The following is a 23,875-nucleotide window of genomic DNA, read 5'->3' as shown; positions in this document are numbered from 1 at the left end:
GTTTTCGATCTGAGGCCGTAGGCCTTCATGGCCGCAGGCTTGGTCATCCTTCCCTCGATGACGGCTTTCGCCGCCTCGACCTTGAGCTCGTGCGGGTAGGTGTTATGCCCGGTCACGAACAGCGCCTCCTTTCCGAGGGCCCTGTAAGCGTAAAGCCATTTCCTTGCGATGGTGACGGATATCCCCAGCATCCGTCCGACCGCCTTTTCTGCGTAGCCGGCCTCGAAGCATCTTACCGCCTCGACCCTGACGTCTGTTCCGTGCCTCAAGCTATCACCCCTCAAAACAAGTGGGACTGGAAACTTTTGTTTCCAGTCCCACTATCGGGGTTCAGTTCATGCGGGAGGTCCCTTTCTTTGTTGGGGGAAGGGGCTCCGGGAACGCCGGCCGTCGCCCGCTGCACGCTGATCTCCCTCCGAACACGGCAAGCGAAGCAGAGAAGATAACGCACGCGCGTCGGTGCTATCCCTGCGTCGCTGCTGCTGAAGTGGAATCTGCTTCTTAGGGGCCGCATTCTCCGGGAGGCGTGCAGAGGTCGCCGGTCGGCGCCCCCGGAGTCCCCTGGCGCGATATTGGCTGCGAGCATAAAGAAGGGGCGCCCGCAGGCGCCCCTTCGATCGTTTTTGGCTGCGCTCAGTCTTGAGCTTCTTGAGCTGGCTTGGGCGCCTTCGCCTTCTTCTTGGTGCGGCGGCCGTGGCAGGTCATGCCGATCTTGCGGATGGTGCAGGTGCGCACGTTGTGGCAGTAGGCGCATCCGCGGCGCTTCTTCTGGGTCTCGTTGTACAGCCCGATGACACCCCAGGTGCTCCAGCGGTCCGACGGCGTGCCGTCCTCGTCGGCGGTCAGGCCCAGGAGCTTCTCAGTCTGCACGAAGAACGACAGCGTCTTGTTCATGAAAAGGGGGAAGTCTCCGGTGCCGCATTCCAGGGTGCTGCCGCGGTGCAGCCCGCGCTCGTGGGCGTCGTCGGCCACGGCGGCAGCTAGCTTGTCGGCGGCGAGCGACGTCAGGGCCTCCAGGCAGGCGTCGAACAGGAGCGCGTCAAGGTCGTTGCGCACCAAGCGCTCGCGCAAGGCGGCGATCTCCTCGTCGCTACCCACGGTGGACACCACCATGGCCGTGTGCTCGGCCTCGCTCATGCGCTCGTAGGCGTCCTGCCCGTGGAGCACGGCCAGCGTGCCCACCAGCTTGATGGCCGGCTCGGTGTACTTGGGCGGCAGCGTGCAGATGGCGGGGTTGAACAGCTTGTAGACCCCGCGGGGGTGCAGCTCGGCGCTCATGGCATCGGCCATGGCGCATACTGAATCGGCCAGCATGGGATCGTCGTCCAGGGCGGTGTCCAGGAATGCCTCGACGACGACCGGATCGATGCGATCGACGGCGCAGTCGATTTCGTGGATAGTATGTACCTGCATGGCGTCCTCGATTCTCAGTCGCTCTCTTCTTATGGGACTATTCTAGCAATGAATCCCTAAATATGGTATGGCTTAGCGTAAGTATAGGGAGCAAAAATGGTATTTGGGGTTAAATTTATGGGACATAAACGCACTACTGTCTATGTTTGAGCCCTCGTATCTTCCTTACAATGAAAAGGCGTCCGCTGATCGCCATTTCGGGATTCGCGGAAGCTTCCGCGCTCGCATCGGGTACACTCATCAAAACGCTGAGGCCGACTGCAGACGCGGCCCGTAAAGGAAAAGGAGTCCTTGTGAAACGTGCGCTCACCCCCGGGACCTTCGATCCCATCACCGTGGGTCATCTTGATGTCATCAGCCGCGCGGCGCAGCTCGTCGACGAGGTCGTCGTTGCCGTCGCCGTGTCGGCAAAGAAGAAGCCGCTCTTCTCATTGGAGGAACGGGTGGCCCTCGTGGAGGAGGCGACGCGCGATCTGCCCAACGTGCGGGTGGAGCCCTTCGACGAGCTGCTGGTCGACTTCGCCCGGCGCATGGACGCCCAGGCGGTGGTGAAGGGGCTGCGCGCCATCACCGACTTCGAGTACGAGTTCCAGATGACGGCGCTGAACTACCAGCTGGACAAGGAGCTGGAGACGCTGTTCATCATGTCTACGCCCCAGCATATGTACCTGTCGTCGTCCATCGTGCGCGAGATCGCCTCGCTCGGCGGCGATGTGTCGCAGTTCGTGAGCCCGTGCGTGGAGGAGGCCCTGCGCCGTCGCTACGCCGAATTGGGGAAGACCGGCCGGTAGGCCTCCGCGTTCCGGTGATCCCGAGAAAGTAGGACAAAATTTCCCTTATTAGGGAATAAGAAAATTCAATAGTAAACAAAAGCTCGTGATCTGTCCCGTAGAGCGAGATCACGACCGTTATATTTCTTGGACAAATTCAACGATACGTCCATCGGTTGCGGACAAATCGGGTTGAGTATGGATATCTCATTGCCTCCCTCTTCTCTAAAATAAGGAAAGAGACCGTTTTCAGAGCGGAAGGGCTGAGAGATGAACATCGTCGTGTGCGTTAAGCAGGTAATCGATACGGAGGCCGTCATCGAGCTGGACGGGGAGGGGGCCGTGAATCTAGAGGGGCAGACCCTGGTGATCGATCCCTACAGCGAATTCGCCGTCGAGCGGGCGGTGCAGCTGACCGAGGAGCACGGCGGCACTGTCACGCTGGTGTGCCTCGGCGATGCGGGCTGCGCTGCGGCCCTGCGCCACGGTTTGGCCATGGGCGCCTCCGAGGCCGTGCTCCTGGAAGATGATCGCTGGCGCGAGCGCGACGCCGTCGGGGCGGCTGCCGTCCTGGCCGATGCCATCCGCCCGATGGGCGCCGATCTCGTGATGGGCGGCTGGAAGTCGGGCGATACGGCGGCAGCCCAGGTGATGGGCCGCGTGGCCGCCTTGCTCGATCTTCCCCTGGCGTCCATGGCCACCTCGTGCGAGGTGGCCGATGGCGGCATCCGCGTGCTGTGCGAGGTGGACGACGGCGTGGAGGCCTCCGACCTGCCGCTGCCGGCGGTGGTGGCGGCCCAGCAGGGTTTGGCCGAGCCCCGCTATCCCTCGGTGCGCGACGTGATGGGCGCGCGCCGCAAGAAGATCGATACGCGTCCCGCGGTCCCGGCCGACGATGCCTCCGCCGTGGTGGTGCTGTCGCGCGAGCTGAAGCCGGCGCGTACGGGCGGCCGCATCGTGGAGGGCGCTCCGGCCGAGGCCGTGGCCGAGACCGTGCGCCTGCTCGCCGAAGAGGCGAAGGTGCTGTAGAGACGATTTCACCGAGGAAGGGATTGAGCTATGGCTGATATGTGGGTGGGCGTGAACGGTGCCGAGGAGGCCCTGCGCCAGGTGAATGCCGAGATGATGGGCGCCGCGCGCCTGCTCGCCGATGCCGCGGGCGCGAAGGTGACGGCGGTTCTGTACAACGATGCCTCCGCGCGCCATGCCGAAGCGCTCGCGGCGCTGGGGGCCGATCGCGTGGCCGTGGTGGAGAGCTCGCAGGACGCGCTGCCTCCCGAGACGCTGGGTCGCACCCTGGCCCGCATGGTCGCCGATGCCGCGGAGGCGCCGGCTGTGGTGCTCCTTGCCGACGGCGCCGAGGCCCGCGCGGCCGCGCCGGCCCTGGCCCAGGCGATCGGCGCCCCGCTCTTCTCGGATGTGGTGGGCATCGAGGCTGCATCGGGCGGCGCTCCCGTGTTCGTCCGCGAGCCCTACACCGCCAAGGTGGTGGAGCGTGTGCAAGCGGCTCCCGGTACGGCAACGGTGGTGGCCACCGTACGCCGATCGGCCCTGGCACCTGCCGAGGCGGACGGTTCCCGTACTGCCGAGGTGGTGCGCGTGCCAGCCGATGCCACGGCGTTGGCCCGCTCCATCGCCGAGGTGGTGCGCGCGGCTTCCGACCGCGTGGACCTCACCGAGGCCGATGTGGTGGTATCCGGCGGCCGCGGTCTGGGCGGCCCGGAGGGCTTTGCCGTTATCGAGGCGCTCGCCGATGCGCTGGGCGCGGCCATCGGCGCGTCGCGTCCGGCGGTGGACAACGGCTGGATCGACATCCAGTACCAGGTGGGGCAGACCGGCAAGACCGTGGCCCCCGCGCTCTACATCGCCTGCGGTATTTCTGGCTCCATCCAGCATGCCGCCGGTATGGCGGCCTCGAAGTGCGTGGTTGCCATCAACAAAGACCCGGAGGCGGAGATCTTCGCCTTGGCCGATTACGGCATCGTGGCCGACCTCTTCGAGGCGGTGCCCCTGCTGCAGGCCGAGCTTGCGCGCCGCGCCTAGACACCGACGAGAAAGGCGAGTCCCATGGAAGAGGTGCCTACCCGCGAAGTTCTGTGGAACGTATCGGTGCACTGGGTCATCTACCCGCTGTTCGTGCTGGCCCTCGGCTGCGCGGTCTATTTCTTCGTGCGCCGGTGGCGCCTGTGGAAAATCGGTCTGCCCGAGGACCGCTCCGACCATCCCAAGGAGCGCCTCTTCGGGATGTTCCGCGATGCGCTGCTGCAGGTGAAGGTGGCCGAGCGTCGCGGCCCGGGCTTCGTGCACGTGGCCATGTACACGGCGATGATCATCCTGCTCATCGCCACGGTGACGGTGGCGGCCCAGGCCGATTTGGGTTTGCCGCTCGTGCAGGGCGACTTCTACCTGTACTTTTTGTCGCTGGCCGTGGACATCGCCGGCGCGGCGTTCTGCGTTGCCATGGTGGCCTGCATCGTGCGCCGTCTGGTGAACAAGAGCCTGGAATCGAAGCCCGAGGACTTCATCGTGCTGGGCGCCCTGCTGACCATCGGCGTGACTGGCTTCGTGCTGGAGGGCCTGCGCATCGCCGGCACCGATGACCCGTGGAGCGCCTGGTCGCCGGTGGGCGACCTGTTCGCCGGGCTGTTCGCCGGCTGGAGCGCCGAGCAGATCAGCGCGCTGCACCTCGGCCTGTGGTACTTCCACATGGCGCTCGCCTTCGGCCTCATCGCCTGGTGGACCTACTGCAAGCTGGTGCACGTGCTGCTGGTGCCGCGGGCGGTGTACAGCCGCTCGCTCGCCCCCAAAGGCGAGCTTCCCTTCATCGATATGGAGGACGAGGGCCTGCTGACCATGGGCGCGGGCACGCTGGAGGAGCTGACCTGGAAGGACCTGTTCGATACGCAGGCGTGCATCCGTTGCAACCGCTGCCAGGAGGCCTGCCCGGCCTTCGCCTGCGGTAAGCCCTTAAGCCCCAAGGCCCTCATGCAGGATCTGGGCGCCGAGCTGGAGCAGCGCGGGCCCATCGTCTACCGTCTGCAGCACGAGGCCGCCCGCAACGGCGAGGACGCCGGGGAAGGCGCCGAGCCCGTCACCGCCGCCGATCTGGTGGCAGCGGCCGATCTGTCCGAGGCGGAGCGTGCCGTGGTGGATCGCACGCTGGTGGGGGATGTGATCAGTCCCGACGCCCTGTGGTCGTGCACCACTTGCGGGGCGTGCATGGAGGTGTGCCCGGCGATGCTGGAGCACGTGCCGAAGATCGTGAAGATGCGCACCTACCAGGTATCGATGGAAAGCGCGTTTCCGCCCGAGGCCCAGGCCACGTTCCGCAACATGGAGAACAACGGCAACCCCTGGGGCCTGGGTTGGCAGACGCGTTCCAAGTGGACCGAGGGGCTCGATGTGCCCACCTTGGCCGACAACCCCGATGCGGAATACCTCTACTGGCCCGGTTGCTCCGGTGCCTTCGACACCCGCAACCGCAAGGTGTCGGCGGCGCTCGTGCGCCTGCTGAAGGAAGCGGGCGTGAGCTTCGCCATTCTGGGCAACGACGAGAAGTGCTGCGGCGATTCCGCTCGGCGCATGGGCAACGAGTTCGTCTACTTCATGCTGGCCAGCGAGAACATCGCCACCTTGGATGCCTGCGGGGTGAAGAAGATCATCGTGCAGTGCCCCCATTGCTATCAGGCGCTCGCCCGCGACTATCCGCAGCTGGGCGGCCATTACGAGGTGGTGCACCATAGCGTGCTTTTGGCGCAGCTTTTGGCCGAGGGACGCCTGCCGAAGGCGGCCGAGCGGGCGGCGGCCGGGCGTATCTGCGTGCACGACTCGTGCTATCTCGGCCGCTATCAGGATGTGTACGACGAGCCGCGGGCCGTGGTGCGCGGCGCGGGCGGGAACGTGGTGGAGATGGAGCGCTGCGGCTCCCACAGCTTCTGCTGCGGCGCCGGCGGCGGCCGCATGTGGCTGGAAGAGGATGCCGGTGAGCGCGTGAACGTCGCCCGCGCGGCTCAGGCTTTGGCCACCTCTCCCGATGCGGTGGCCACATCGTGTCCCTTCTGCCTTACGATGTTCTCCGACGGCATGGTATCGGAAGATGCCGACGTGCCGGTGAGGGATATCGCCGAGATTCTCGCAGGAGCCTACGATGACTGACGTAACCCGCATCCAGAGCGTGCGCGAGCCGCTTTCCCCCGGATGCTGCCTGGAATACGCTGTGGACGACCAGCCGGGAGTGGTGGAGCGCGCCCGCGCCTATCTGGCCCACCCGGGTGCGGGCGAGGTGGTAGAGCCCCGCGTGGCCGCCACGGTGATGCTGGTGAGCGAGGGCAAGCCGCATTACCGGCGCTTCGAGAGCCCGCTGCCCGGCGGCGCGGTCATCGAGGAGACGGTGGAGGCGGCGCCAGTGGACGTGTTCATGCTGCGCCGATGCTCCACCATGGCCTTCGTGCCCGACGCCGTGGTATTTCCCGGCGGCGGCATGGACGAGGCCGATCTGCGCGGTGATGTGCCCTGGGCCGGACCCGACCCGCAGGCATGGGCTCGGGCCATGGCCTGCCCGCCCGAGCGCGCCCGCGCCGTCATAACGGCGGCGGCCCGCGAGGTGTTCGAGGAGAGCGGCGTGCTGTTCGCCTCCGACGAAGCCGGCAGGCCAGCTCGCGACAGCAGGGGCGACCACTGGGCCGCCGAGCGGGAGGCAGTGGCCGCGCGCTCGCTTTCCTTCGGCGCGTTCCTCGCCGACAACGGGCTCGTCCTGCGTAGCGACTTTCTGCGGCTGCGGTCCCATTGGGTGACGCCGAAGAGCGAGGCGCGGCGCTACGACACCTACTTCTTCCTCGCGCGGCTGCCCGAGGGGCAGCATGCCGACGGGCGCACCACCGAGGCGGTGGAGGCTGCGTGGATCGCGCCCGGCGAGGCGCTGGCTCGCTTCGATGCGGGGCTTTTGAAGCTGGTTCCCCCCACGATATCGAATCTGACGTCGCTGGCCCGGGCCTCCTCGGTGGATGAGGCGTGGGCGCTGCCCTTCGACGGTCATGTGCGCCCGCATCCGGTGGCGCACGGCGACGGGAACGTGGTCATGGGCTGCACGGTGGAAGGCACCCGGTGACCTCCGCGCGGCCGCATACTCCCGCCGACGGCGTCGTGGTGGGCGGCCACGCCCAGTGCGTGCGCCATCCGAACGCCTCGCCGCTCACCTACCGGGGCACCAACACGTGGCTGCTGGCAGCTCCCGGTGCGTCCTGGGCCGTGGTGGTGGATCCCGGTCCCGACGATCCGTCGTGCTTGGAGCGTATCGAGGCGGCCCTGACGGCGCGGGGTATGGGGGTGAGCGCGGTGTTGCTCACCCACGACCACGCCGATCATGCCGGCTGCGCCGTGGCTGCCGCCGCGCGCTTCGACGCGCCGGTGCGCGGCCTGCGCGCGGGCACGCTCGCGGCGGGTCCCCTCGTCGTTGACGGCACCGATCTCGTGCTGGAAGTGCTGGAGCTGGCGGGTCATTCCAGCGACTCGGTGGGCTTCTATGTCCCCGATGGCGACCTCATCGTCACCGGGGACGTGCTGTTCGCCCAAAGCCCCACCATGGTGTGCTGGCCCGACGGGCGCATGGGGGATTACCTCGCCAGCCTGGATCGGCTGGCGCACTTCGTGAGCGAGCGCGGGGTACGGCATCTGTGCACGGCCCACGGCGCGGTCATCGACGATCCGCGCGGGCGCATCGATGCGGCCCGTGCCCATCGGGCGCGCCGGCTGAACCAGGTGGTGGCCGCCGTGCGCAGCGGCATTCCCGCCGACGCCCCGGCGCTGGTGGAGGCCATTTACAACGATGTGGCCCCCGACTTGCACGATGCCGCCGTGCGCAGCGTGAACGCCCAGCTGCGCTACGCCTACGACGAGGGGCTTTTGCAAGAGCACCGCAGCACCCGCTGATCCCTTTTCGGCCCGCGTCTCCGCGACGCGCCGGCCTTGGAGAAGTTGCACCGCATGTATTCGTGCCCGAGAGAAAGGACGACCATGGCCATTGCCTACACCGACGAGCAGAAGGAGTTGATCGCGCTCGTGCGCGACGTGGCCCAAAACGAGATCCTGCCCCATGTGGCGGCAGCCGACGAGGCGGGGGAGTGCCCGCCAGAGCTGTTCCAGTGGGGCTTCGACTTGGGCCTGCACATGGTGGAGATCCCCGAGGAGTACGGCGGCATGGGGCTGTCCTACGAGACCTGCGCCATGATGTTCGAGGAGCTGGCGAAGGTGGATGCCGCCTACGCCGATACCTTCGTCACCAACTTCGTGGCCTTCCGCAACATCCTGCTGAACGGCACGCCCGAGCAGGCGCGCCACTTCGTGGAGAAGACCGAGAACGGCGGGTTCGCCGCCTTCTGCCTGTCGGAGTCGTGCGCCGGGTCGGATGTGGCCGCCATGCGCACCACGGCGGTGCGCGAGGGTGACGAGTACGTGCTGAACGGCACCAAGACCTTCATCACCAACGGCGCCATTTCCGATATCTACGTGGTGTTCGCCAAGACCGACCCGGCGGCCGGCGCCCACGGTATCACCGGCTTTCTCATCGACGGCGACACGCCGGGCCTTTCCGCCGGCGCCAAGGAGCACAAGATGGGATTCCGCCTGTCGGACACGAGCGAGGTGGTGCTCGGCAACGTGCGCGTGCCGGCGAGCGCCGTCATCGGCGAGGAGGGGCGCGGCATGAGCGTGGCCTTGAACGCCCTGAACCTCTCGCGCGCCTTTATCTCCACGCTCGCCGTGGGCATCATGCAGCGCGCCGTGGACGAGTCGGTGGCCTACGCCAAGCAGCGCAAGCAGTTCGGCACCCGCCTCATCGACATGCCCATGGTGCAGACGATGCTGGCCGACATGGCCATCAAGACTGAGTGCGCCCGCGTGGTGGTGAACAACTGCATGCGCCAGATGGACGCCGGCGAGATGGTGCGCAAGGACGGCGCCATCGTGAAGACCTTCGTCACCGATGCCATGCAGGAGGTGGTCTCCAATGCCGTGCAGGTGTTCGGAGGCTACGGCTATTCCAAGGAGTACCCGGTGGAGAAGCTCATGCGCGATGCGAAGATCTTCCAGATCTTCGAGGGATCCAACCAGATCCAGCGCATGACCATCGCCCGCGAGCTCGATCGCGAGTACAAGTAAGCGGCTGTCGAGGGTTGCCCGGTCTGGTTCGCGGCCGGGCAGCCAACGCAAAGGCCCGGCGCCTCTATCGGCGCTGGGCCTTTCTCATTCGGAATCGCGGACCGGATCAGACGCTATTCTGCTGCCATACGCTCCTTCAAAATCTGCGCCAGGATGAAGCGCTTCACCTTGCCGGTGGCGGTGACGGGAATCTCGTCGATCACCTCCACGCGCTCGGGCCACAGGCGCTTGGCCACGTGGCGGCCCGTCAGGTAGGCGATGAGATCAGCCTGGGTCGGCGGGTTGATCGGATCGGTCGGCACGATAAAGGTGCAGATTCGCTCGCCCAGACGCTCGTCAGGCATGCCGATGGTAGCCGAGGTGGCCAGGCCCGGGGCGCCGATGAGGTCGTCGTCGATCTCGCGAGCCGAGATGTTCTCGCCGCCGCGGATGATGACCTCCTTCTTGCGGCCGTTGATGCGGATGCGGCCCTCGTCGTCCTGATAGCACAAGTCGCCGCTGTAGAACCAGCCGTCGTCATCCAGGGCGCGGTCGGTGCGGTCGCGCTCGTTCAGATAGCCCACGAACATGTGCGGCCCGCGCGAGAGCTCTTCGCCCTGCTCGCCGTGGGGCAGCTCGTTGCCGTCGGCGTCGATGACGCGCACCTCTATGCCCTCGAAGGGCACGCCCGACCAGGCGCCGTCCCATTCCAGGCACTTCTCGGGCGGTACGTACACATGCGGGCAGCTCTCTGTGGAACCGTAGATCTCGCACAGTAGGATGCCGTGGCGATGGGCCCGCTCGATGAGAGCCGGGGGCAGGGGAGCCCCGCCGCAGCAGAACAGGTTCAGCGTCTCGAAGGCCAGGCCGTCGTCGGCGGCCTCCAGCACGTTCAGCATGTCGAAGATGAAGGGCGTGGCCGACATGGACCAGGTGACGCCCTCCTTGTTCATGAGTTCGATGGCCTCGCGCGGATGGAAGTCCTGCTGCAGCACGGAGCGGCCGCCCAACAGCATGGGGGAGATGAGCCCGTGGAAGAAGCCCGTCGCGTGGTTCAAGGGCGACGGCATGAACATCACGTCGTCTTCCGTGCGTCCCAGCTCGCGGGTGAACACGCGCTCGGAGAACAGGATGTTGTTGTGGGTGAGCATGGCCTGCTTGGGCTTGCCCGTGGTGCCCGAGGTGGGCAGGATGCACGCCACCGAGTCGGCCGAGACGGGCGCGAACTCGCTCATCGGCTCGAAGCGCGCGATGATGTTGGCGAAGGTGGGAAAGTCGGTGTGGCTCGGCGCCTGCTTGTCGAGCACCGCGATGGGACCCAGGGTGGGAATGGCGTCGCGTATCGAGGCGATTTGGGCCTCGTAGTCCACGTTGTGGGAGAACGTCGGGCACAGAAACGCCTTCGATCCCACAAGGTTCATGGCATATTCCAAATCCACGTCGTTGTAGTTGCGCGGCACCGGGTGCATGACCGCTCCAAGCTTTATGGCGGCCACATAGGCGATGCAGAACTCGGCCCAGGTGGGGAACTGCACGGTAACGACGTCGCCCACGCCCACGCCCTCGCTGGCCAGCCACGTCGCCAGCCGTCCGGCCGCGTCGTCGATCTCGCGGTAGGTGTAGCGGCTGCCCGTGTCGTCGCACACGTACTCGCGCTCGCCATGGCGCGCCACCTGGTCGTGCCACACCTCACGGATTGAGTCGGTCGTCCACCAGCCGTGATCGTAGTACTTCTTCTTCTGCTCCTCGTTGATTTTGAGATCCGTGATCATGCAAACCCCTTTGCTGTGCACTCCGCCGTCTTTCCCCGTACGGCGCCCAATCTCGATACCGTCATCATACCGTCCGTCGCTGACGGCATGTCATAGCAAGAACCGCGCTTGCATTGGAAAGGCCTATTGAGGGCCTCCCTGCTCGTCGACTCAGGCCGTACCCCGCATCCGAGGCGACATCGTCGCCTCCGTTTCGCGGCGCCTGCTGGATCACTGTCCATCGGCAATCCTTTCCCCTGGCATCGACGCCATCAGTCGATGCGTCGCCGAAAACCTCTTGCTCCCAGCATACAAAGATGCATATAGGACAAGAAGCGAGAATTGAGAAAAGATAATTGGAATATTCGATGATTATATAGATCAGAATAATATGTTATCGAAATGCCACCCACAAATATGATCATTTGTGTAATAAAATAGACAGATATAATAATTTGTCCGTAGAAATTTGAGAATCCATGGAGCACTATGATGAGAAAGCCAAAAGGATGGAAATTCCAATGGGCTAAAAGTTAAAACTTGAGTACTTTGTACGAAAGGGGTTCACGCATGAGTGTCTATCAGGAGGCCTACCATCTGCCCGAGTTCACCTACGACTACGAGAAGCTGAAGATCGAGCAGCGCGGCCCGGTCTACATCTGCTCTTTCGACGATGCCGGTAACCTGAACGCCATGTCCTACGCCCAGATGGCGGAGTTCAACGACTTCCTCATCAAGGTCCGCATGGACAAGGACTGCCGCGTCATCGTGCTGACCGGTGAGGGCAAGTCTTTCTGCGCCGGCTTCAACCTGAACGATCTGGCGCTCGATCCCCCCGAGGATATGGGCCGTATCCAGCGCGACTTCTACATCATGCAGCGCATGTGCTCCGACCAGATCGTGAACATGCGCCGCTGCGAGCAGCCCATCATCGGCGCCCTGAAGGGCTTCGCCGTGGGCGGCGGCCTGTCCATCTCCTGCGCTTGCGATATGCGCGTGCTGGGCGAGTCCTTCAAGATGAACGCCGGCTACCTGTCCATCGGCTACACCGGCACCGACATGGGCGGCTCCTTCTTCCTCCCGAAGATCGTGGGCTACGCTCGCGCTTGCGAGATCCTCATGAACCCCGCCCGCTTCGGCGCTGAGAAACTGCTGGAGTGGGGCTTCGCCAACCGCGTGGTGGCCGACGACGACGTGCTCGAGACCGCCGTGGCCATGGCCGAAGAGATGTGCCGCGAGACCGCTCCGTTCGGCCTGCGCCTGACCAAGGAGGCCCTGCAGTGCTCGCTGGACGGCACCTCCTTTGAGAACTGCATCAAGATGGAGAACCGCAACCAGGTTCTGGCCTCCAACACCAACGACGGCATCATGGGTACGCTGAAGATGAACCCGAAGAACCGTGCCGACGTGAAGGAGAACCCGGAGAAGTACGCCTTCCACAACATGTAAGTCACATCCGAGGCAAACCCTCGATGGCTTGATAGGAGAGCCCCGCAGCCCAAAAGGCCGGGGCTCTCTTTGTAGGAGAAGAGGAGTCGCAATGAAGGTACTGGGAATCAACGGCAGCCATCGGGCCGGCAAGGGAACGGCGGCGCTTTTGGGCGCGGCCTTGGAGGCGGCCGCGGCGGCCGGGGCCGACACCGAGCTGGTGGAGCTGTCGAAGCTGGATATCGGCTTCTGCATCGGGTGCAACCGCTGCATGGCGCAGACGAGTTGCGCGCTTACCGACGACATGGACGAGCTCTACGGGAAGATGCGGGCCGCCGACGCCATCCTGCTCGCCTCGCCGGACTACTTCGGCACGGTGAGCGCCCGCACGAAGAACTTCATGGATCGCACGCGTCCCTTCCATATGGTGGAGAACGTGCTGGCGGGCAAGCTGGGCGGCGGCTTGGCCACGGCGGGGCTGAACAACTGCGGCGGCGAGGGCACGCTGGCACTGATCGATCAGTGGCTCGCTACCCATGAGATGCTGGCCGTGCACGCCCGTCCCGCCGGCGCGCCTCTGGCACCCGGGGCCATCGCCACGGGATTTGCGGGGCTGGACGAAGGCGGCCAACCGGTGTGGCGCTCGGTGAAGGGCGACGCCATCGGTTTTGCCATCGCCCGCCAGCTGGGCGCCGACATCGTGGCCCTGGGCGCGCGTCTGGGCCTGTAGTAAGCACGCGGCTCGGCTCATCTGCAAGGGAAGGCGCCCCGTGGGGCGCCTTCCGTGTTTCCCCTCCTGGAAAGGAGAGGGATGCAACGACAGGGTGGGTGCCGAGCTGCCCTAGGCCAGGGCGTAGGCGGCGGCGTTGGTGCCGGCATTGCGGCCGAAGGTCATGCAGTCGGCGATGGCATTGCCGCCCAGGCGGTTGCTTCCGTGGATGCCGCCAGTGCACTCGCCTGCGGCGTACAGGCCCGGAATCACCTTGCCGTCGGCTGCCACAGCCTCGGATTCCACGTTCACGTGGATGCCGCCCATGGTGTGGTGCACCGTGGGCACCTTGCGGCAGGCATACCAGGGGCCGTCCACCATCTCGGCGTCGGCGGTGTTGTCGGCCACGAAACCGAACTCGTCTTCCGCACCGCCCACCACGGCGTTGTAGGCGTCCAGGGAGGCCTGCAGGTTCGCGGCGTCCACATCCATGGCCGCAGCCAGGTCCTCCACCGTCTCGCCGGTCACGATGTGGTTCAGGGCCAGCATGTTGTTGATGGTGGCGCCGTTGGCGTCGGGCTCGTCGGGGTCGGGGTAGCGCAGCACGTTCACCACGACCCAGTAGGTGCCGTCGGGCTGGGCGAAGATGTTCTTGCACAGAACGTCGCGCTCGGCGCCCTCGTTCACGAAGCGCTTACCCTCCTTGTTCACGAAGATGCGGTTGCGCCCGGAGGTGCGGATATCCTCCATGAGGCCCGTGCCCGGGGTGCCGCAGGGGTGCAGCTGGATGTCGGACAGGCCGATGAGCTCGGCACCGGCCCCTTCGGCGAGCGCCAGGCCCTCGCCCTGGGCGCAGGGCTTGATGTTGGTGCAGCCGATGGAGTCGTCCAGCGTAACTTCCTTCCACACGCCGTCGTTGACGGACTGGCGGTACTCCACGTTGGCACCGAAGCCGCCGGTGGCGATGATAACGGCTTTGGCGTTCACGGTGACGTCCTCAGTCTCGTCGTAGAGGGCCGCGACCCCCACCACGGCGCCCTCGTCGTTGATGATGAGCTCTTTGGCCTGCATGTCGTTCAAGATGGTGATCTTGTCGGCGTTATCGGCCACGAACTTCTGAAACGAGCGGATATAGGTGTTGCCGGAAGGTGTGGCCGGGTAGTGGCTGCGCTCGCCGAGAGAACCGGTGGCGCTGCCGCACTCGTCTTTGAACTCAACGCCCAGGCTCTCCAGCCAGTGGACGGACTCCAGGGCGTTGTCGGTCAGGTAGTGTACCAGTTCGGGCGTGCCCTGGTCGTGGCCGCCCTTCATGGTGGTGTCGTAGAACACCTCGATGGAGTCCTCGATGCCCTGCTTGCCCTGGCGCTCGGGATCCACGGCGTTCAGCGCGCCCTCGGACACGTTGGTGGAACCGCCGGTGATGCCGCACTTCTCCAGCACGATGACGCTTGCGCCGGCCTGCACGGCGGCGATGGCCGATGCCAGGCCCGAGCCGCCGGCGCCCACGACGCACACATCGGTGTCGTAGGTGGGCTGCACTTCGGGCTTCGCGGGGGCCGCGGCCTCTTCCAGGGCCTCCAGGGCGCCGGCCTGCTCGGCGCACTCGGTCAGGCCCTCCTGCAGCGACATGGACGACAGGGTGGCGCCGGTCACGGTGTCGATGTTGACGGTCTGGTTCTCGATGACCTGGTCGGTGAGTGCCTTCAGGGCGTCGGCGCCCACGCCGAGCGACTCCTGGTTGGCCGAGGTGTCGATGGCGGTGATGGCGTTGTCGGAGAAGGTGACGGTCATGGTGTAGGGGGCGTTATGACCCGTGACCTCGGCGGTGTAGGTGCCCGCCTTCCATCCGCCGGCGGCCGCGTCCGTGGACGTATGGGGGGGCGCAGCTGGTCAGGCCGAAGCTGGCGAGACCGCCCCAGATGCCCAGGACGGCGGCGCCCTTGCAGAAGGTGCGGCGGGAAATGCCGGTCGTCGGAATGTGATCGGATGTGCGGGTCATGATATGCCTCCTTCATCGGCACGACAGTTCTTGGCATCGGGGAGTCGCTCGGTCCAGTCAAAGAGTCAGTTTTCTTCATTGCCAAGGGCTCTGGCGATTGCCTTTGAGGGCACTTTAGTGCGCTGGTGGGATGTAACTCTGCGTCAATACGTCACTGTTGTGCATGTGCATATTATGTGTTTTCAATTTGCAACTTGCGTTATGAAAATGTTCCCCGATCTACGGGCAGCTATTTGCTACACCGCAAGAGAGGGGGTGGGCGCAATAAAACGGCCCCGCAGGGTAATCCTGCGGGGCCGAGAGGCCACTAGTGCAAGGGAGACCCCCACAGGGGGCGGGCTTCAGCCCAGCCGCGGCCCGGGAGGTGCCACCCCGTAGGGGCGGGCTTTAGGTCGCCCGCGACCTGAGAGACGGCTCCAGCTTGAAGGGCGGGCTGAAGCCCGTTCCTACGGGGGGGCGAGTCGGGAGGTACCGAAATTGGGGTCCCTACAAAAGAAGCCGTCCCATTGAACTGAACCCCGATAGTGGGACTGGAAACAAAAGTTTCCAGTCCCACTCGCTTTGAGGGGCGATGCGTTGAGATACGGAATGGACGTCAGGGCCGAGGCGGCACGGTGCTTCGAGATGGGCTTCGCGAGCAAGTCGGCCGGAAGGATGCTCGGGGTTCCCGCGAGACGGTCAAGAGATGGCTGTATGCTTGCAGGGCGCTCGGAAAGGAGGCCCTGTTCGTGACAACCCATCGGAAATACGACCACGAGACCAAGGTGCGAGCGGCGCGGGCCGTCGTCGAGGGGAGGATGACCAAGCCGGAGGCCATGGAGGCGTTCGACCTCAAGTCGAAGACCCAGATAGACACATGGTGCCGCCTCTATCGCGAGGGAGGGCCCGACGCCCTCTTCCCCAAGCCCAAGGGCCGTCCGAAGAAGCCGGGGCCCGCGTTCTCCTCCCGCGAGGAGGAGCTGGAGCTCGAAATCCAAAAACGAGTCAGCGCCTTGGCGGACGAGGTCGGGCAGGGGTGGCGGACTCGCTGAGGCATGAATACCCGCTCGGGCTCGTGCTCGACAAGCTCGGACTTCCGAAGGGCACTTGCTATCGCTACGCAGGCGGGAGGAACCCCAAATCCGACCGATGGGCGGACGTGCGCCCTTTGGTGCGCGAGGCATTCTCCCGCATCCCGAGCGGCATGGGATACCGGCAGGTCGCGATGGCGCTCGGGGCCGGGCACGGGTTGCCGTCAGCGGCGAGACCGTGCTCAAGCTGATGCGCGAGGAGGGGCTGCGCTGCCGGATAAGGCGCAGAAGATGCGACTCCTATCGTGGCGAGAGGGAAGGCGACCTGCCTCGACAATGCCTGCATGGAGGGGTTCTTCGGGCACCTGAAGGACACTGATAATGGGAATCGCGCTGTCGGCGAGGACCATCGGCGAAAATGCGCATGAGCCGACGCGATGGCCCATTAAAGGATTGCCGTCGATTCCGGCGACTGGCCTCAACTCGAAGAGCCTCGCGTCGGCCCCGACCAAGGCCGGCCAATGACCTGATAGGAGCATGGGCCTGGGCACGTGGACCTAGCAATCCGCATGGTACCGCCTCCATCAGTGTTCTGTCTAGCCAGCCTTCGGTTCGGAGCATCGTATAGGAATTGACCTGAAAGGCTGCACATGGCCGAGCTGGAGAACAACCTCGTCTTTGCCGGCGTCGACACGCACAAGGACACCCACACTCTCTGTCTCCTCGACTGCATGGGGAGGGCGATCGGAACCTTCAAATTCGACGCAGATGCAAAGGGCTACGACGCCCTTGCCGGAAAGATAGGCGATCCGGCCACGTGCGCCGGCATTGGCGTCGAGGGGACGGGCTCGTACGGGGCGGGGCTGACTCGCAGGCTGGTCGAGCTGGGATACTGCGTGTACGAGGTGATGGTGCCGGGAAGGGCGAGGCGAAATCCGGGGCGTCCGAAGAGCGATCCTGCGGACGCCGAAGTCGCGGCGCGGCAGGTTATCGCGAGGACCAACCTGTCGAAGCCCAAAGACCAATTCGGCTGGACGGAGGACCTCCGGCAGCTCATGATAGCCCGCGATCGCCTCGTGCGAGCCACATCGGCGATGATAAACGCGGCGAAATCCCTGATCGTAACAGCGCCCGAGGATCTGAGAAGGTCCCTGGCGAAGCTCTCCAGAAAGGACCTGAGGAGCGCTCTCTCGGCGCTTGACCCCGGCGCCGACGGCGTTGTTCTGGCCCTGGGGGCCTTGGGGAGGGCTTGGGATCTCCAGGATCGAGAGGCAGACGCCGTAGAGGGCAAGATGAAGGAGATCCTGGAAGCGAACGCCCCTGCGCTGCTTGCAATCTCCGGATGCGGCACCGTTTCCGCCGCGGCTCTCGCCGTCGCGGGCGGGGGAAACCCGGAAAGGCTGAACAGCGAGGCCGAGTTCGCCTCCCTATGCGGCGCCGCCCCGCTTCTGGCGAGCTCCGGAAAAACGGAGCGCCACCGCCTGAACAGAGGAGGCGATAGGAAGGCCAACAGGGCGCTTTACCAGATCGCGGTGACCAGGATGTCGTACGACCAGAGAACCAAGGACTACGTCGAGAAGCGCAAGGGCGACGGAAAGTCCAAGAAGGAGACCATAAGGTGCTTCAAGCGCTACATAGCGCGCGAGGTGTTCAGGGCCCTGCGCCATCCGTTCGAGGTCAAGGGTCCTTCATGGAAGGACCTGCGCCCTGCCAGGCAGGCTTTGGGCATTACTCTGGTCGAGGCTGGCAACGCCCTCAACGTCGGCTTCCAGAAGGTGAGCTATGCGGAAACGGGACGGCTAATGAACGTTCAGTTCTTGGAAAAGTACGATACCTGGCTGAAGTCTCAGACGAAAGAAGCGAGTTGACATACATAGGAGCTTCGAATTCTGCCGGGGCCGGTCCTTCGAATCGTTCGAATCGTTCAAGGAGCAGACCGACGTCTGCATCGTCTATTGGAACACCCGGCGCTACCAAACGCGCTTAAAAGGAATGACCCCGGTGCAGTACCGGGGTCATTCGATCGGGGCCGCTTAGGAACTTTATTTAACCGTCCCACTTTTGGGGTCTAGTTCAGAAGGTGGCCTTTTTTTACACGGTGTGTAAGGAGCGGGGATCCTACCAGTTGCAGGCCGCCTCGCCCTTCTCCTGACGCTCGGACTTGAAGATAGTGTCCGGCACTTCTTCGCCGTGATAGCACTTCACAGCGCCCTTTTCCTCCAGCTCGGCGATCTGATCAGGGGTGTAGCCGAACTTCTCCAGGTACTCGGCGGTGTGGTAGCCGATGGGCTTGGAGAGGATGATCGGCGGGTCACCGTAGCCGGCGAAGCGGATGGGCGTGGTGGGCAGCGCATGCTCGCCGAAGGCGTCGTACTTCACCTTGCGGATGGCGTCGTTCACGTAGGCCTCGTCGTCCTTCAGGATGTCGGTGAAGCGGAACACCTTCTGGCTCGGCACTTCCCACTCGGCCAGGATCTTCAGCCACTCGTCCAGGTCCTTCTTGGAGAAGCCCTCGTCCAGGATGGTGATGAGCTCGGGCTGCAGATGCTCGGCCTTCACGTTCTCGATGGTGGAGAAGCGCGGATCGTCCACCAAGTCGTCGCGACCGATGATCTTCATCATGTCGTTGTAGTAGCGGTTGTGCTGCGGCTGGCAGATGTAGAGCCACTTGTCGTCCGCCGTCTTGTAGGTGTTGTTGAAGGGGTTCGGCACGTTCGTGCGGGACTTCGGGTAGTCCGCGCCGAACTGCTGGGCGCACAGGCCGATGGAGCCGCCCCAGATAGCGGAGTGGTACAGGTTCACGACCACCTTGTCGCCCTCACCGGTGCGCAGCTTGTTCACCAGCGCGCCGAGCAGGCCGGCGGCCATCATGATGGCGGTGTTGTAGTCGCCGAAGGCCTGCGGGGGAATCGCGGGGGAGGTGTCCTTTTCGGGGAAGGTGCCGGCCACGCCGCCGCGGGCAGCCCAGCACACGGCGTCGTATCCGGGCGAATGGGCGAACTCACCGAACTCGCCGTAACCGCGCATCTGACCCCAGATGAGGCCCGGGAACTCCTTGTGCAGGGTCTCGTAGTCCAGACCCAGCTTCTGCAGGGCAGCGGTGCGCATGTTGTTCATGAAGATGTCGGCCTCGCCGATCATCTTCTTCGCAATGGCCAGGCCCTCGGGATCCTTCAGATTCAGGGAGACCCAGTTCTTGTTGGTGTTGTTCAGGTCGATGGTGGGATCCTCGGTGTCGGTCAGCTCGCAGCCGAAGCCGGGACCCTGGGTACGCTGGGTGTCACCAGCGAAGGACTCGATCTTGATGACCTCGGCGCCCATCTCGGACAGCACGCGAACGGTTGCCGGGGCGGCCACGTAGGTGCACATCTCGACGACCTTGATCCCAGCAAGGGGGCCGTAGCCGTTGAGCTTTTCGGTAACGGTCATGGCGACAACACTCCTTTCCTGTGTGGTTAGTCGGGCGGTTCGTTTGTTTGCGAACCTATCTTCTCAGGGTTATTCCCTGTAATCTATGGATAAAAGAAGGAAAATGGGTAAAAATGCTTCGTTTTTGTTGAAAAATATCCCGTTGGTTTGAAGATTCTTCCTATACAAACAGGACAAGAAGATTAAAATGTTTCCAATGAGAAGGGAGCGGCTCTGCCAAGTAATGCCGTGGCGCCGGCGTTGCCGCCGCGTGGCGGACGGGCCTTCCGGCGGTCATCGGATGCGGCCCCTGCTATATAAAGGGAGGAGACTCAATCGTGGATTTCGCGTTGAACGAGGACCAGAACAAGCTCATCGGCGTCTTTCGCACCTTCGGCATGGAGACCTTCACGCCCGAGCGGGTGGCCAAGTGGTGCCGCGACCAGGGGCTGCCTGACACGGTGATGAAGGAGTTCGTCGATCTGTACTACGACACGGCCGAGGCCGACGTGCCGGCCGATGTGGCCCACTCGCTGCTGTCCCAGGCCCTTATCGTGGAGGAGCTCTCCCGTTGCGCGGGCACGAGCCTGCCCTTCCAGACCGATCTGTTCAACTTGCAGATTATGCGCGGCTTCGCCGGCGACGGCGAGGCGGCCTCCATCGTGGAGGACTACCGGGCTGAGGGGCGCCTCATGTTCGCCTTGGCCATCTCCGAGCCCGACGGCGGCTCGGATTCCATGGCCATGAAGACTTCCTGCGAGACGGTGGACGGCCGCCTGTTGCTGAACGGGCGGAAGTCCTACGTGAACAACGGCGAGTACGCCCCCTACATTCTGACGGCTGCCATCGACCGCGACGATGCGGGGGAGGGGAAGTACCCGCCCCTGTCGTTCTGGCTCATCCCGCGCAGCACCCTGGGCATCAACGCGGTGCCCATCAGCAAGATCGGCCAGTCGATGCTGCCCTTCGCCCTCATCTCCTTCGACGACGTTGAATTGGACCCGGCCTGGCGCCTGGACGATGCCCAGGGCGGTTTCCGCCGGCTGTTCGGATTGCTGGAATACGGGCGCGTGCTGTTGTGTGCCTCGAGCCTCGGCATGGCCCAAGCGGCCATGGACGATGCGGTGGAGCACGCGCGCACCCGCAAGGCCTTCGGCATGCAGGTGGGACGCTTCCAGCAGATAGAGACCATGCTCACCGACATGGAGGTGCGGCTGCGCAACATGCGCTCGATGGTGTACCGCGCTGCCTGGGCCGTGGAGACCGCCGATGATGAGGAGCGCCTGGAGGTGGCGCTCATGAAGCGCTACGTGCCGCGGGCCGCCGTGGAGGTGGCCTCGGACGCCATGCAGATTTTGGGCGGTTTGGGCTACACCGAGGGGTCGCGGGTGAGCCGCATCTGGGAGGACTGCCGCGGCAATCAGATCGCCGAGGGCACCGACCAGGTGATGGTCTACATCGCCGCGCCGCTCATCATGGAGAAGTACCGCTCTTTCTAGGCGCGCCGGCGCGGCCGGACGTTGCGATGTCCGTCGCGGAGAAGAAAACGTGGAACAACGCAAGGAAAGTGGGGGATAAAACTCCCGCTTTCCTTTTATTTACGAAACCTATTATTCATCAAGCATTCCAATAATTCGGACATATTTACTATTAATGTCCAATAAATGAGGACGAATACGGTCAACTTAAAGGATATTGTCCATGCCCACGAAGCTCTTTTTGGGGTAAAACTAGCATGACGGGTATAGAGAGAGCTCGTCATGCTAGTTCTATCAGGGGTTCGACGTTTGCACACGGTTCCATCAATCGACTGAGGAGGTTTACCTTGAGTGCGACCGCTACTAAGGAGAAGATGAGCATCCGCCATCTTCTCGTCGTGCTGACCGGCATCATGATCACCTTCGGATGCTCGGCGCTGTGCTTCTCTACCTGGGGTATGTTCCAGCCCGTCGTGGCCGAGAGCCTGGGGGTTCCCACCACGGCCTTCGCCATGTACGTTACGGTGATGTACCTCACCATGACCGTGGCCTCGCCCTTCGCGGGCAAGCTGCTGCAGAGCATGGACATCCGCATCCTGCTGTCCGTGTCCGTGGCGCTCGTCGGCTGCGCCTTCCTGCTCATGAGCTTCTCGAACACCATCGCGCTGTTCTATGTTGCCGCCGTGATGCTCGGCCTCGGTGAGATCACCATCCTGTGGCTGGCCATCCCCACGCTCATCAACCGCTGGTTCGTCGAGCGCGCCGGCTTCTTCATCGGCCTGTGCATGGCCTTCACCGGCATCGGCGGCGCCATCTGGAACGCGGTGTTCACGGCGCTCATCACCAACGGCTTCGATTTCCACACCCTGTATCTCATCTGGGGCGTCATCGCCCTGGTGACCGGCCTGCCCTTCACGCTGTTCTGCGTGCGCAACTCTCCCGAGGACTGCGGGCTGGCCCCCTACGGCGCCTCCATGCAGGCGTCGGCTGACGGTGCTGTGGCTGCCAAGCCCGCGGGCCTGTCCGCCAAGTTCGTCATGAAGACCCCGATGTTCTACGCCATCTGCGTGTTCGCCGGCCTCATCAACATAGCCATCCTCATCGCCATGCAGTTCCCCACCTACACCAAGTCGCTGACCGACGTGGCCTTCGACGTGGTGGTCGTGGGTGGCGTCATGTCCACGGTCATGATGGTGGGGCAGGCCATCTTCAAGGTGGTCCTGGGCGCTGCCGCCGACAAGAACGCCAAGGGCGCGCTGATCTTCGCGTTCGCCGCTGGCGTGGTGGGCATCCTGCTGTGCTGGCTGTGCACCTTCTCCGACATGCTGATGTACGTGGGCGCCTTCATCTTCGGCGGCTGCTACGCCACCGCCGTGGTGCTCGTGCCGGTTGTGTGCCGTCAGTCCTTCGGCACCCGCGAGTACTCGGTGATCTACTCCCGCGTGTCCACGGTGTTCAACCTCATCGCCGCCTTCGCGGCCATGATCTGGGCGTGGATCGGCTCCTCCTTCGGCTTCACCGTGGCCTTCATCGTGGCTCTGGCCATGCTGGTGGTCATCTTGCTGCTCGGCTTCTACATCTTCGGCCAGGCTGCTAAGTACAAGAAGGACTGGACCACGGAGTAGCCCTCGAAGTTTGCTCCATACCATGAATGCGAAGCGGGGAGTGCTCACTCCCCGCTTTTCGAGGTATAGGAAATACCAATTTCCACGGAACGAAAAAATGGACTAGCATCAAGGGAAACGACCGTCGCATGCTATTCTTGCGCGTATACTGCGCCGTCCCGATTGTGTCCGAACTGAGAATGCCCGACCCACCGCGCCTCGCGCCACGCAAGGGGGAACTATGAACCTGTCCCAGCTGAACTACTTCAAGAAACTGGCCGAGGTCCTGCACTACACTCGGGCGGCTCAGGAACTGTTCATCACGCAGCCCACGTTGTCGGGGGCCATTTCGTCGCTGGAGAAGGAATTGGGCGCGCCCCTGTTCGAGCGCAACGGGCGCTCGGTGATGCTCACGCCCTACGGCGAGGTGTTCTACGAGCATGTGTGCCTGGCTCTGCGCGCCATCGACGACGGCGTCGCGGCAGTGAGCGCCCGGTCGAGCGCCTCGTTCGGCACGGTGAACCTCGGTACCACGTTCACCACCCAGGATCATTACCTGCCCACCCTCATCAAGAGCTTCGAAGATGCCTTCGACAAGCGCGTGGTGGTGAAGGTTTCCCAGGGCTTCACCAATTACTTAACCGAGGCGCTGCACCGCGGCACGCTGGACGTGGCCTTCTGCGGTAAGCGCGACAACGAGGCCGACATCGAGTATTTTCCGGTGAAGTACTGCGAGCTGGCGCTGTACGTGCGCGACGACCATCCGCTCGCCCAGGAGGAGTCGGTACCCTTCGCCGCCCTGAACGATGTGGACCTGCATACCTACCGGCGAGGCACGCCCATCGGCAACCGCGTGGCGAAGATGCTGGAGGAGGCCAATGTGACGGGCGCCCACCAGAACTACGATGACGATGTGTCCATGGGCTCGTTTCTGTCCTACAACGGGGGCAATGCCGGCGCGCTCATGCTGGACTCACTCGGCGCCCAGCTGTTCAGCAACCTGCGCCAGGTGCGTGTGGAGGGTATTCCGCCGCGGTTCTACACGGTGTATCTGGCCTGCCACCGAAAGCACGTGCATTCCCGCGCCGTCACCGATTTCATCGACTTCGTGAAGGCCTATCCGGGAAATGACGCGCCCGCAGGGGGAGGAGAGGCGTAGCCGTTTGCGGCA

21 protein-coding genes are annotated in these 23,875 nt (G+C 64.1%); 15 read left to right on the top strand and 6 right to left on the bottom strand.

All coding sequences use genetic code 11. The annotated features are described in order from the left end of the window. Both G503_RS0102980 and G503_RS13340 read right to left on the bottom strand, forming a co-directional pair. Positions 1-269, bottom strand: a 269-nt coding sequence (locus tag G503_RS0102980) for a helix-turn-helix domain-containing protein (protein ID WP_169628137.1), incomplete at its 3' end; no start/stop codon positions are given. A gap of 364 nt (positions 270-633) precedes the next feature. Continuing rightward, positions 634-1,413, bottom strand: a complete 780-nt coding sequence (locus tag G503_RS13340) for a hypothetical protein (protein WP_051190848.1) — start codon at positions 1,411-1,413, stop codon at positions 634-636. Positions 1,414-1,706: 293 nt separating this feature from the next. Here G503_RS13340 and coaD point away from each other — a divergent pair, with 293 nt between their 5' ends. The 7 genes from coaD (at position 1,707) to G503_RS0102940 (ending at position 9,338) form a co-directional block, all read left to right on the top strand. Continuing rightward, the gene (gene coaD, locus G503_RS0102970; protein ID WP_028026419.1) at positions 1,707-2,204 is read left to right on the top strand and encodes a pantetheine-phosphate adenylyltransferase; all 498 of its coding nucleotides are present in this window, start codon (positions 1,707-1,709) and stop codon (positions 2,202-2,204) included. A gap of 249 nt (positions 2,205-2,453) precedes the next feature. Next, positions 2,454-3,212, top strand: a complete 759-nt coding sequence (locus tag G503_RS0102965) for an electron transfer flavoprotein subunit beta/FixA family protein (RefSeq protein ID WP_028026418.1) — start codon at positions 2,454-2,456, stop codon at positions 3,210-3,212. A gap of 30 nt (positions 3,213-3,242) precedes the next feature. Continuing rightward, positions 3,243-4,226 carry an electron transfer flavoprotein subunit alpha/FixB family protein gene (locus G503_RS0102960; protein ID WP_028026417.1) on the top strand — a complete coding sequence of 328 codons (984 nt, stop codon included), beginning with the start codon at positions 3,243-3,245 and terminating at the stop codon, positions 4,224-4,226. 24 nt (positions 4,227-4,250) lie between these two features. Next, positions 4,251-6,338, top strand: coding sequence for a heterodisulfide reductase-related iron-sulfur binding cluster (locus tag G503_RS0102955; RefSeq protein WP_035021500.1), 2,088 nt, complete (start codon positions 4,251-4,253; stop codon positions 6,336-6,338). Further along, positions 6,331-7,290: an NUDIX hydrolase gene (locus tag G503_RS13335; protein ID WP_051190847.1), complete on the top strand. Its 960-nt coding sequence runs from the start codon at positions 6,331-6,333 to the stop codon at positions 7,288-7,290. The genes G503_RS0102955 and G503_RS13335 overlap by 8 nt, the downstream gene beginning before the upstream one ends. Beyond that, a complete protein-coding gene (locus G503_RS0102945) occupies positions 7,287-8,111 on the top strand; it encodes an MBL fold metallo-hydrolase (protein WP_028026415.1) in 825 nt (274 codons plus the stop codon). The genes G503_RS13335 and G503_RS0102945 overlap by 4 nt, the downstream gene beginning before the upstream one ends. 84 nt (positions 8,112-8,195) lie before the next feature. Beyond that, positions 8,196-9,338 carry an acyl-CoA dehydrogenase family protein gene (locus tag G503_RS0102940; RefSeq protein ID WP_028026414.1) on the top strand — a complete coding sequence of 381 codons (1,143 nt, stop codon included), beginning with the start codon at positions 8,196-8,198 and terminating at the stop codon, positions 9,336-9,338. 113 nt (positions 9,339-9,451) lie between these two features. On the opposite strand, the gene fadK is transcribed toward G503_RS0102940, so the two are convergent. Beyond that, positions 9,452-11,089, bottom strand: a complete 1,638-nt coding sequence (gene fadK / locus G503_RS0102935; protein ID WP_028026413.1) for a medium-chain fatty-acid--CoA ligase — start codon at positions 11,087-11,089, stop codon at positions 9,452-9,454. Between the two features lie 549 nt (positions 11,090-11,638). Here fadK and G503_RS0102930 point away from each other — a divergent pair. Both G503_RS0102930 and G503_RS0102925 read left to right on the top strand, forming a co-directional pair. Continuing rightward, complete coding sequence (locus G503_RS0102930) at positions 11,639-12,517, top strand: enoyl-CoA hydratase/isomerase family protein (RefSeq protein ID WP_028026412.1); 879 nt, start codon at positions 11,639-11,641, stop codon at positions 12,515-12,517. A 91-nt stretch (positions 12,518-12,608) separates the two neighbouring features. After that, positions 12,609-13,226 (top strand): flavodoxin family protein, encoded by a 618-nt coding sequence (locus tag G503_RS0102925; RefSeq protein ID WP_028026411.1) that lies wholly within the window; start codon positions 12,609-12,611, stop codon positions 13,224-13,226. Positions 13,227-13,337: 111 nt separating this feature from the next. Here the strand turns inward: G503_RS0102925 and G503_RS13330 are convergent, their stop codons facing one another. Together G503_RS13330 and G503_RS16655 are read right to left on the bottom strand one after the other, a co-directional pair. Further along, positions 13,338-14,996: a flavocytochrome c gene (locus tag G503_RS13330; RefSeq protein ID WP_084636222.1), complete on the bottom strand. Its 1,659-nt coding sequence runs from the start codon at positions 14,994-14,996 to the stop codon at positions 13,338-13,340. Between the two features lie 13 nt (positions 14,997-15,009). Then, the gene (locus G503_RS16655; RefSeq protein ID WP_028026410.1) at positions 15,010-15,204 is read right to left on the bottom strand and encodes a twin-arginine translocation signal domain-containing protein; all 195 of its coding nucleotides are present in this window, start codon (positions 15,202-15,204) and stop codon (positions 15,010-15,012) included. Positions 15,205-15,932: 728 nt separating this feature from the next. On the opposite strand from G503_RS16655, the gene G503_RS13320 reads away from it, so the two are divergent. From G503_RS13320 to G503_RS16940, 3 genes are all read left to right on the top strand, one after another. Next, positions 15,933-16,235: a helix-turn-helix domain-containing protein gene (locus G503_RS13320; RefSeq protein WP_156891888.1), complete on the top strand. Its 303-nt coding sequence runs from the start codon at positions 15,933-15,935 to the stop codon at positions 16,233-16,235. Between the two features lie 629 nt (positions 16,236-16,864). Beyond that, complete coding sequence (locus tag G503_RS0102900; RefSeq protein WP_028026408.1) at positions 16,865-18,082, top strand: IS110 family RNA-guided transposase; 1,218 nt, start codon at positions 16,865-16,867, stop codon at positions 18,080-18,082. Position 18,083: 1 nt separating this feature from the next. Continuing rightward, positions 18,084-18,251, top strand: a complete 168-nt coding sequence (locus tag G503_RS16940; RefSeq protein ID WP_084636231.1) for an IS3 family transposase — start codon at positions 18,084-18,086, stop codon at positions 18,249-18,251. A gap of 81 nt (positions 18,252-18,332) precedes the next feature. Here G503_RS16940 and G503_RS0102895 read toward each other — a convergent pair whose 3' ends face one another. After that, positions 18,333-19,643, bottom strand: coding sequence for a CaiB/BaiF CoA transferase family protein (locus G503_RS0102895; RefSeq protein WP_028026407.1), 1,311 nt, complete (start codon positions 19,641-19,643; stop codon positions 18,333-18,335). Positions 19,644-19,960: 317 nt separating this feature from the next. Between G503_RS0102895 and G503_RS0102890 the strand changes: the two genes are divergently transcribed. The 3 genes from G503_RS0102890 (at position 19,961) to G503_RS13315 (ending at position 23,863) form a co-directional block, all read left to right on the top strand. Next, entirely contained in the window at positions 19,961-21,121 is a 1,161-nt protein-coding gene (locus G503_RS0102890; RefSeq protein ID WP_028026406.1) for an acyl-CoA dehydrogenase family protein, read from the top strand. Between the two features lie 326 nt (positions 21,122-21,447). Continuing rightward, entirely contained in the window at positions 21,448-22,725 is a 1,278-nt protein-coding gene (locus G503_RS0102885) for an MFS transporter (protein ID WP_028026405.1), read from the top strand. A gap of 220 nt (positions 22,726-22,945) precedes the next feature. Next, positions 22,946-23,863, top strand: coding sequence for a LysR family transcriptional regulator (locus G503_RS13315; RefSeq protein WP_051190845.1), 918 nt, complete (start codon positions 22,946-22,948; stop codon positions 23,861-23,863). Positions 23,864-23,875 lie beyond the last annotated feature (12 nt).

Origin of the sequence: Adlercreutzia mucosicola DSM 19490, from assembly GCF_000422625.1 — a bacterium.
Taxonomy (GTDB): domain Bacteria; phylum Actinomycetota; class Coriobacteriia; order Coriobacteriales; family Eggerthellaceae; genus Adlercreutzia; species Adlercreutzia mucosicola.
This window is presented reverse-complemented; position numbering and strand designations above follow the sequence as displayed.

Excerpts from the sequence above, each read along its gene's own strand:
- G503_RS13340 (WP_051190848.1), bottom strand. The coding sequence starts at position 1,413 with ATGCAGGTACATACTATCCACGAAATCGACTGCGCCGTCGATCGCATC.
- G503_RS0102965 (WP_028026418.1), top strand. The coding sequence starts at position 2,454 with ATGAACATCGTCGTGTGCGTTAAGCAGGTAATCGATACGGAGGCCGTC.
- G503_RS0102960 (WP_028026417.1), top strand. The coding sequence starts at position 3,243 with ATGGCTGATATGTGGGTGGGCGTGAACGGTGCCGAGGAGGCCCTGCGC.
- G503_RS0102955 (WP_035021500.1), top strand. The coding sequence starts at position 4,251 with ATGGAAGAGGTGCCTACCCGCGAAGTTCTGTGGAACGTATCGGTGCAC.
- G503_RS13335 (WP_051190847.1), top strand. The coding sequence starts at position 6,331 with ATGACTGACGTAACCCGCATCCAGAGCGTGCGCGAGCCGCTTTCCCCC.
- G503_RS0102940 (WP_028026414.1), top strand. The coding sequence starts at position 8,196 with ATGGCCATTGCCTACACCGACGAGCAGAAGGAGTTGATCGCGCTCGTG.
- fadK (WP_028026413.1), bottom strand. The coding sequence starts at position 11,089 with ATGATCACGGATCTCAAAATCAACGAGGAGCAGAAGAAGAAGTACTAC.
- G503_RS0102930 (WP_028026412.1), top strand. The coding sequence starts at position 11,639 with ATGAGTGTCTATCAGGAGGCCTACCATCTGCCCGAGTTCACCTACGAC.
- G503_RS0102925 (WP_028026411.1), top strand. The coding sequence starts at position 12,609 with ATGAAGGTACTGGGAATCAACGGCAGCCATCGGGCCGGCAAGGGAACG.
- G503_RS13330 (WP_084636222.1), bottom strand. The coding sequence starts at position 14,996 with ATGACCGTCACCTTCTCCGACAACGCCATCACCGCCATCGACACCTCG.
- G503_RS16655 (WP_028026410.1), bottom strand. The coding sequence starts at position 15,204 with ATGACCCGCACATCCGATCACATTCCGACGACCGGCATTTCCCGCCGC.
- G503_RS0102900 (WP_028026408.1), top strand. The coding sequence starts at position 16,865 with ATGGCCGAGCTGGAGAACAACCTCGTCTTTGCCGGCGTCGACACGCAC.
- G503_RS0102895 (WP_028026407.1), bottom strand. The coding sequence starts at position 19,643 with ATGACCGTTACCGAAAAGCTCAACGGCTACGGCCCCCTTGCTGGGATC.
- G503_RS13315 (WP_051190845.1), top strand. The coding sequence starts at position 22,946 with ATGAACCTGTCCCAGCTGAACTACTTCAAGAAACTGGCCGAGGTCCTG.